Source organism: Streptosporangium sp. OZ121 (genome assembly GCF_051918885.1).
Lineage (GTDB): Bacteria > Actinomycetota > Actinomycetes > Streptosporangiales > Streptosporangiaceae > Streptosporangium.
The window spans coordinates 20,378-27,414 of record NZ_JBPXMC010000054.1; the positions used below are offsets into that span (position 1 = coordinate 20,378).

The following is a 7,037-nucleotide window of genomic DNA, read 5'->3' on the forward strand; positions in this document are numbered from 1 at the left end:
GGGGCGTCCTTTCCTTCTCAGCCCGCGGCCGAGGCCGTGGCCTCGGCGAGCAGGTGTTCCGCCAGCTCGGCCGGGGTCGGGTAGTCGTAGACCGCGTCGGCGGCCAGTGCGATGCCGGTCAGCTCGCTGAGCCGGTTGCGCAGCTCCACCGCGGCCATCGAGGAGAAGCCGAGTTCGAAGAACTCCGCGTCGGGCTCGACCGCGCCGGGCAGCGGGAACTGCAGGATCGCGGCGGCCTGGCGGCGCACCACGTCGAGCAGGATGCCGTGGTGCTCCTCGGCCGGGCTGTCGTCCAGCAGGCGGCGGAAGGCGGCGACGCCGTCGACCACGTCCTCCGGCTCGTCCTGGAGGAGCACCGCCTCGGGGATGGCGTCCAGCAGCCGGGAGCGCGTCGCGGCGGCCAGCGCGATCCAGTCCGGGTCGGCGACGACGAGCGTCGTGTCCCCCTGGCGCAGCGCGTGGCGGACGGCCGCGACCGCGTCGGCCGGTTCCTTCAGGCCGACCGCGCCGGACAGCGCCGGCAGCCCCGCTTCGCGCCGCCCGGCGGCCAGTGCGTTGAAGTACTCGTGGTCCGACGCGCCGTCCTCGCCCCAGGCCGCCCCCGCCGGCGCCAGCATGACGAAGGCGGACAGGTCCGCCGAGCGGGTCCGCTCGTCGAACAACCGGGCCGCCTCCGGCGTCGTGCAGACGACGGCGGTCACCGGGAGATCCAGGAGAGCCGAGAGGACCGGGAGACCCGAGAGGCCGTCGCCGATCGCCCGCACGACCACGCCGGGCTCGTCCGCGAGCCTGGCGTCGGGCTCGGTGAGGACGACCTGGTCCGCTCCGTTGCGCGCGGCCCACCTGCCCAGCTCGGCGGCGGTCTCGTCGAGCGGCCCGGCCAGCATGACCGTGCCGCTGGGCCGCCATTCCGCCCCCAGCGCCGTCCCTCGGCACGGTGCCGGTCGCAGCCTGCGCGCGAACACCCCGCCGAGCCGTACGGCCAGCTCCTCCTCCCCGGTCACGCCGGAGAGCACCACGCACAGCTGTCGCAGCACGTGCTCGTCCAGCCTGGCCGGGAGGTCGATCAGCCCGCCGTCCCGCAGCAGCCCCTCGCGGGCCATGGTCCTGAGCGCGCCCCATGCCCGTACGGTCACCGGCACGACGTCCCCGTCGGACGGCGACACCCGGACCGCGCCCCGCGTGAGCACCCAGACCGGCGCCGAGCCGGGCGCGATCTCGGGAAGGGGCGCGCCCTCCGGCAGCAGGTAGACGACGCCCGCCACCCCGGCGTCGGAGGCGGGCAGCTCCGGGAGCACGACGGTGTCGGCGCCGTGCGCGGCCAGCCCGGCCGCCAGCGCCCGGCCCGCTCCGGCGGAGTCGTCCGGCGCGACCACCGGCCAGGTTCCCGACAGGACCGGCGCGGGCAGGTCGGTGAGCGGCTGCCAGCCGAGCTGGTAGCGCAGATGCTCGTGCTCGGCTCCGGTGCTCCCGCCGCCGTGCAGCCTGGCCAGCGCGGGCAGCAGGTCGTCCAGCGTGGCTCCCGCGCCGAGGCCGAGGGTGGCGAGCAGCCCGTCCAGGTCCTGGCGCGCGACGGCGTCCCACAGCTCGCGGTCGGGCGGTGCGGCCGCCACGGCCGTCTCCGCCGGGGGCGGGTCGGGCCAGTAGCGCTGCCGCTGGAAGGGATAGGTGGGCAGTTGCACGGTCGCGCCCGCGCCGACGACCGCGCCCCAGTCGACGTCGGTCCCGTGCGCGGAGACCCGCGCCAGCGCGTCGAGCAGCGCGGCCGCCTCCGGCCGGTCACGGCGCAGCGCCGGGACGGCCACCCCGGTCCAGCCCTGTACGCAGTCGCCGACCATGGCCGACAGCACGGCGTCGGGGCCGAGCTCCAGGAAGGTGGTGACGCCGCGGCTCTGCAGCGTCCTGATCCCGTCGCAGAAGCGCACGGCCTGCCGCAGGTGCCTGGCCCAGTACTCCGGCGAGGTCAGCTCCTCCGTGGTGGCGGGTTCGCCGGTGACGTTGGAGATGACGGGGATCGCGGGCGGATGGTAGGTCAGCTCTCTCGCGACGTTCAGGAAGTCCTCCAGCGCCGGCTCCATCAGCGGTGAGTGGAAGGCGTGGCTGACGGCGAGCCGCTTGGTCTTGTGCCCGCGCCCGGCCAGCAGCTCCGCCAGCTCCAGCACGCTCTCCTCGGTGCCGGACAGGACCACGGAGGCCGGTCCGTTGACCGAGGCGATGCCGACCCTGTCCTCGTACCCGGCCAGCAGCGGCAGCACGTCGGCCTCCGCCGCGCGCACCGAGATCATCGCCCCGCCGGGCGGCAGCGCCTGCATCAGGCCGCCGCGCGCGGCCACGAGCGTGACCGCGTCGTCCAGTGACAGCACGCCCGCGACGTGCGCGGCGACGAGCTCGCCGATGGAGTGGCCGGCGAGGAAGTCCGGGCGCACCCCCCAGGCCTCCAGGCAGCGGAACAGGGCCACCTCGACGGCGAACAGGGCGGCCTGGGTGTAGCGGGTCTGCTGGAGGAGCGCGGGGTCACCGGTGATGACGTCGCGCAGCGGCCGGTCGAGATGGCGGTCGAACCGGGCGCACACCGCGTCGAACGCCGCCGCGTACTCCGGGTAGGCCGCGTACAGCTCCTCCCCCATCCCCTGCCGCTGGCTGCCCTGGCCGGTGAACAGGTAGGCGATCCTGCCCCGGGCGGCCGAACCGGTGATCACGTTGTCCGCCGGCCGCTGCGCCAGCACGGCGTCCAGCCCGGCGGTGAGCTCGTCGCGGGTGGCGCCGAGCACGACCATCCGGCGTTTGAACGAGGAGCGCGTCGTGGCCAGGGACCGGGCGACGTCGGCCGCCGAGTGCTCCGTCCACGACTCCAGGTGTCCGCGCAGCCTGCGCGCCTGGGCCTTGAGCGCGTCCTGCGTCTTGGCCGAGAGCACCCACGGGATCAGCGGGCGCTCGGGCGCGTCCCGCTTCTCCGCGGGCTCCTCCGGCGCCTGCTCCAGGATGACGTGGGCGTTGGTACCGCTGATCCCGAAGGACGAGACGCCCGCGCGGCGCGGCCGCGCGGTCTCGGGCCACGGCGTGGCCTCGGTGAGCAGGCGCACCGCGCCCGCCGACCAGTCCACGTGCGTGGTCGGCTCGTCCACGTGCAGGGTCCTCGGCAACACGCCGTGCCGCATCGCCATCACCATCTTGATGATGCCCGCGACACCGGCGGCGGCCTGGGTGTGGCCGATGTTCGACTTGATCGAGCCGAGCCACAGCGGCCGGTCCTCCGGCCGGTCCTGGCCGTAGGTGGCCACGATGGCCTGCGCCTCGATCGGGTCGCCGAGGGTGGTGCCGGTGCCGTGTCCCTCGACGGCGTCGACGTCGGCGTTGGTCAGCCGGGCGTCGGCCAGGGCCTGCTCGATCAGGCGCTGCTGGGAGGGGCCGTTGGGGGCGGTGAGCCCGTAGCTGGCGCCGTCCTGGTTGATCGCGCTGCCGCGCACCACCGCGAGGACCTTGTGGCCGTTGCGGCGGGCGTCGGAGAGCCGCTCCACCAGGAGCATGCCCACGCCCTCGCCCCAGCCGGTGCCGTCCGCCGCGTCGGCGAAGGACTTGCAGCGGCCGTCGGCGGCGAGGCCGCGCTGGCGGCTGAAGTCGACGAAGACCGCGGGGGTGGAGAGCACGGTGACGCCGCCGGCGAGCGCGAGCGAGCACTCGCCCCTGCGCAGCGCCTGCATCGCCATGTGCAGCGCGACCAGCGAGGAGGAGCACGCCGTGTCCAGGGTGACCGACGGGCCCTCGAAGCCGAAGGCGTACGACACCCGGCCGGAGGCGACACCGGCCGAGACGCCGGTGCCGACGAAGCCGTCCAGGTCGCTCGGCACGTTCTGCAGGTGCACCCCGTAGTCGTGGTACATCAGCCCGACGAACACGCCCGTACTGCTGCCGCGCACGGCGGCCGGGTCGATGCCCGCGTGCTCCAGCGCCTCCCACGAGCCCTCCAGCAGCAGCCGCTGCTGGGGATCCATGGCGACGGCCTCCCTCGGGGAGATGCTGAAGAACGACGGGTCGAACGCGGTGGCGTCGTAGACGAACCCGGCCTCCCGCGCGTAGGTGGTGCCGGGGTGCTCCGGGTCGGGGTGGTAGAGCTCGTCCAGGTTCCAGTTGCGGTCGGGGGGGAACATCGACATCGCGTCGCCCTCCCCGGCCACCAGGTTCCACAGGTCGTCCGGGCCGGTGACGCCGCCGGGCAGCCGGCAGCTCATGCCGACGATGGCGATCGGCTCCTCCGCGCTGATCGCGCCGTGAGTGGACACGGCCGCCTTGGGACCGTCGAGGAGCCTGCCGCACAGATACTGGACGAGGGCGACGGGCGTCGGATAGTCGAAGATCAGTGTGGCGGGCAGCCGCAGCCCGGTGGCCGCGTTCATCCGGTTACGGAACTCCACCGCCGTCAGCGAGTCGAAGCCGGCCTCGTTGAGGGGCCGGTCCTGCTCCACGGCGCCCGGGTCGGGGTAGCCGAGCACGGTCGCCACCTGGTCGAGCACCAGATCCATCACGATCTTGTGGTGCTCGCTCTCCGGCAGGCGGGCCAGGCGCTCGCGCAGCTGCGACGCGGCGGCCGGGTCGGAGCCGACCACCCTCCGCTTGGAGACGGGGACCAGCCCTCGCAGGATCGCGGGCAGCGCGCCGAACTGCGCCGCCATCCGCAGGTTGCGCAGCTCCAGCCGGATGGGGACCAGCGTCGCCCGGTCGGCGGCGCAGGCCGTGTCGAGCAGGGCGAGGCCGTCCTCGGTGGTCAGCGGGACGACTCCGGTACGGGCCAGCCTGGCCCGGTCGACGTCGCTGAGGGTGCCGGTCAGCCCGCTGTCCTGCTCCCACAGGCCCCAGGCCAGGGAGAGGGCGGGCAGGCCGAGCCTGCGCCGCCGTACGGCGAGGGCGTCGACGAACGCGTTGGCCGCCGCGTAGTTGCCCTGGCCGGGGCCGCCGAAGACGCCCGCGGCCGAGGAGAACAGCACGAACGCCGAGATCGGCAGGTCCTTGGTGAGCTCGTGCAGGTTCAGCACGGCGTCGGCCTTGGGGCGCAGCACGGCGTCGATCCGCTCGGGCGTCAGGGTGGCCAGCACGCCGTCGTCGAGCGTGCCCGCCGTGTGGACCACCCCGGTGAGCGGGTGCTCCGCGGGGACGGTGGCCAGGACGGCTGCGAGGGCCTCGCGGTCGGCGGCGTCGCAGGCGGCGACGGTCACGTCGGCGCCGAGTTCGGCGAGCTCGGCCACGAGCCGGGCCGCGCCCTCCGCGTCGGGGCCGCGCCGGCTGGCCAGCAGCAGCCGCCGCACGCCGTGCCCGGTCACCAGGTGGCGGGCGACGAGGCCGCCCAGGGTGCCGGTGCCCCCGGTGATCAGCACGGTTCCGCCGGCCTCCCAGCCGGTGGTTCCGGGCTCGCCCCCGGTCTCGGCGTCAGGCTCGACGGCGTCGGGCTCGGCGACCGGGTGGCGGGCGAGCCTCGGGACGAGGATCTCACCCTCGACCAGGGCGGCCTGGGGCTCTCCCGAGGTCGCGGCGGCCAGGACGGCCCGCCACGACGCGTCCGTGCCGTCGACGTCCAGCAGGACGAAGCGGCCGGGGTTCTCCGACTGCGCCGAGCGGATCAGCCCCCACACGGCGGCGCCGGGCAGGTTGTCGCCCGCCACCACTCCCTCGGTGACGACGACCAGGGGGACGTCGGCGTACCTGTCCTGGTCGAGCCAGGACTGTGCCACCGCGAGGACCTCGGTGGTCGCCGCCCGCGCCCCGTCCGCCGGGTCGGCGCCGGTGACCGGGCTACAGGGCAGGAACGCCAGCCTCGGCAGCGGCCCTTCCGGGTCCGGCGCGCCGACCTGGGCCCCGGCCGCCTCCAGGACGGTGCCGAGCCGCGAGCCGTCGCCGCCGGCGATGACGTAGCGCGCCTCGCCGGGCTCGGTGGCCGCCACGGGCTGCGCCGCGACCCAGTCGAGGGCGAAGAGCGCGTCGCGCAGCGGGTCGGTGCCCGCCTTGAGGTCCCCGGCGGCCAGTGCCCGTACGACGAGCGAGTCCACGCAGGCGACGGGCGTGCCCGCGGTGTCGGCGACCTCGACGCGGACGCCGTTCGTCCCGGCGGGCGAGAGCCGCACGCGCAGGGCGGCGGCGCCGGTGGCCGCGAGCCGCACGTTGGTCCAGGCGAACGGCAGCATCGGGCCGCCGGAGGCCCCGGAGGCCTCGGTGTCGAAGAAGCCGCCCACGGCGAGCGGCTGGATCGCCGCGTCGAGGAGGGCGGGGTGCAGGCAGAACTCGCCGGCCGCGGCGCCCTCCGGCAGCGCGACCTCGGCGAAGATCTCCCGGTCCCTGCGCCACACCGCGGTCAGCCCGCGGAAGGCCGGGCCGTAGTCGACGCCGATCCCGGCCATCAGCTCGTACACGTCGCCCGCCTGCAGGGCCGTCGCGCCCGGCGGCGGCCAGGACGGCTCGGCGAAGGTGGCCGCGGCGGTGTCCTGGGCGAGGAAGCCGCTCGCGTGCCTGGTCCACGGTTCCTCGTCGGCGCGGGAGTGGATGGTCAGCGGGCGCCTGCCGTCCTGGTCGGGCGCGCCGACGGCGATCTGCACGTGGACGCCGCCGGTGGCGGGCAGGACCAGCGGCGCCTGGAGCGTCAGCTCCTCCAGCAGGTCGCAGCCGACCTCGTCACCCGCCCGTACGGCCAGCTCCACGAAGGCGGTTCCCGGCAGGAGCACCTGACCGTTGACCGCGTGGTCGGCCAGCCACGGGTGTGTCTTCAGCGACAGCCTGCCGGTGAGCAGGACGCCCTCCGCGTCGGCCAGCGACACGGCGGCGGCGAGCAGCGGGTGCCCGGTGGTCCCGAGGCCGAGCTGCGCGAGGTCGCCGCTGGTCTGGACGCTGCCCGGCCAGTAGTGCTGGTGCTGGAAGGCGTAGGTGGGCAGATCCACCCGGCGAGGCCCGGCCGGAGCGATCGCCCGCTCCCAGTCCACCTCCCCGCCGCGCACCCACACCTCGGCCGCGCTCGTCCACAACCGGCGCACCCCACCGTCATCACGCCGCAACGT

At 75.4% G+C, this 7,037-nt stretch carries 1 protein-coding gene; it reads right to left on the reverse strand.

Going from position 1 to position 7,037, the window contains the following annotated elements; all coding sequences use genetic code 11:
• Positions 1 to 17: 17 nt before the first annotated feature.
• On the reverse strand, positions 18 to 7,013 hold the full coding sequence (locus tag ACTOQ1_RS42055; protein WP_440074074.1) for a type I polyketide synthase: 6,996 nt from the start codon (positions 7,011 to 7,013) through the stop codon (positions 18 to 20).
• Between the last annotated feature and the right edge of the window lie 24 nt (positions 7,014 to 7,037).